This window comes from Desulfurellaceae bacterium, from assembly GCA_021296095.1.
Lineage (GTDB): Bacteria > Desulfobacterota > Binatia > Bin18 > Bin18 > JAAXHF01.
Window position 1 is genome coordinate 1 of the sequence record JAGWBB010000181.1, and the last position, 1798, is coordinate 1798.

General features: G+C 63.0%; 3 protein-coding genes. All 3 read right to left on the reverse strand.

Features of this window, described 5'->3' with window-relative positions; all coding sequences use genetic code 11:
- Positions 1-394 (reverse strand): hypothetical protein (locus tag J4F42_22670; protein ID MCE2488327.1); only part of this gene is annotated, 394 nt, incomplete at its 3' end.
- A gap of 17 nt (positions 395-411) precedes the next feature.
- The gene (locus J4F42_22675) at positions 412-1473 is read right to left on the reverse strand and encodes an ABC transporter permease subunit (protein ID MCE2488328.1); all 1062 of its coding nucleotides are present in this window, start codon (positions 1471-1473) and stop codon (positions 412-414) included.
- Between the two features lie 37 nt (positions 1474-1510).
- Positions 1511-1798 (reverse strand): hypothetical protein (locus tag J4F42_22680; GenBank protein MCE2488329.1); only part of this gene is annotated, 288 nt, incomplete at its 5' end.

Genomic DNA, 1798 nt, shown 5'->3' on the forward strand with positions numbered 1-1798 from the left:
GGCTGACCGTGACATCCCGCGAGACCGGAAGCGACTCGGCCGGAACGATCTCGTTCGGGCCAAAACGGGCCGGCGGGAAGATCATGTAATTGTCGGGGTTGTCGGCAAAGCCGGGCAGCTGGTTCAGCCTTTTGTAGTCGGGCGGGGTGAGCACCCCGTTGTGCAGAAAGCTGTCCTCGGGGTAGACGCCCAGATTGAGCCCGAGGGCTGTGTAGGCGGCCAGAAAGGGGAAGTAGGACCGACCCTCATGGCGAACATAGTAGGGGTTGGCGTTGCACACCAGCTCGGCCGCCAGCCCCAGGCCGTACAGGCCGACCAGCAGCCACAGCGAGACGTAGGCGCGCCGCAGCCGCTTGAAGGCGCGCAGACGCTGCTGGTTGATCGGGTTGAGCATGGCCGGTCCTTCACGCCTCAGCGACCCTCAAAATTGATCCGTGGATCGATCAGCACATAGGTCATGTCGGTCACGATATTGCCGACCAGCGCCAGCCCCGAGGTCAGGCTCAGGATAGCCATGAACACGGCGTAGTCGCGGCTGACAATGGCGTCGAGACTCAGCTTGCCCATGCCGGGAATCTCGAACACGCTTTCGATCAGGACCGAGCCGGCAAAAAAGACGCTCAGAATCCCGCCCAGGCCGGTCGCAATCGGGATCAGAGCGTTGCGCAGGGCGTGGCCCCAGATTGCCCGGCGCAGGCTGCCGCCGTGGGCCAGCACGGTCCGCACATAGTCCTGGCTGATCTGCTCCAGCAGCGAGTTTTTCATCAGCAGGGTCAGCACCGCAAAGCTGCTCAGCATGTAGCACAGGACGGGCAGGAACATGTGGTGAACCCGATCCTTGAACTGCTCCCAGGCCGACATCGTGGCAAAGTCTTCCGACTCAAAGCCGGAGACGGGAAACCAGTCGAGCGACGGAAACAGGCCGAACACGTTATCGGCCGTCCCCGACAGCAGCATCTTGAGCAGCATGCCAAAGGCGAAGGCGGGGATGGCGTAGCCGGTAAACACCGCCAGGCTGCTCAGCACGTCGAAGGTCTGCCCGTCGCGCAGGGCTTTGGCAATACCCAGCGGGATGCACACCACATAGGTCAGGATGAAGCCGATCAGGCCAAAGATAAGCGAGACCCGGAAGCGCGACACAATGACCTCCCAGCTGGGCTGGCCGCGCCATTTGTAGGACTCCATCAGGAGCCCGGCGCGTTTATGCCACAGCCAGTCCCAGTAGCGGACCAGCAGCGGTTTATCAAAACCGAACTCGGCCCGGAGTTCCTCCAGCAGCTCCTGGGTCAGGGCTGCGCTGGCCTGCCCCCCGCCCCCGGCCTCGGCGCCGGCACCGACTCTGAGCTGGGCCAGGAGCTGCTCGATTGGCCCGCCCGGGACAAACTGGCACAGGGTAAAGACAATGAAGGTGATACCCAGAAAGGTCGGAACAATCAGCAGGACACGCTTGATGAAGTAGTCGAGCCGTTCCATGGCAGTGCGGGCGCAGGCTGATGTCTGCCTGCTGGGCTCAGCCCCCGGCTGCGGGCGCGAACACGTCCTCGAAGCGCACCTCGGATGGCTTCGGGGGTAGCGCCTCGCCGTTGGCCATGGCGTCGTCGAGGTCGGCCACGGAATCCTCGTCCAGCCACCAGTAGGTCAGGGCCGAATACTCGTTGCCGTACTTGGACAGCAGCCAGTCCGGCGTACCGAACTTGTTCCAGTACAACAGGCGGATGTTGTCCGAGTACCACAGCAGCAGGTAGGGATAGTCGGCATAGATGCGCTGGTCGATTGTGCGCAGGATCTCGTTGCGCTG

Coding starts and splice junctions, on each gene's coding strand:
- J4F42_22675 (MCE2488328.1), bottom strand. CDS start 1,473: ATGGAACGGCTCGACTACTTCATCAAGCGTGTCCTGCTGATTGTTCCG.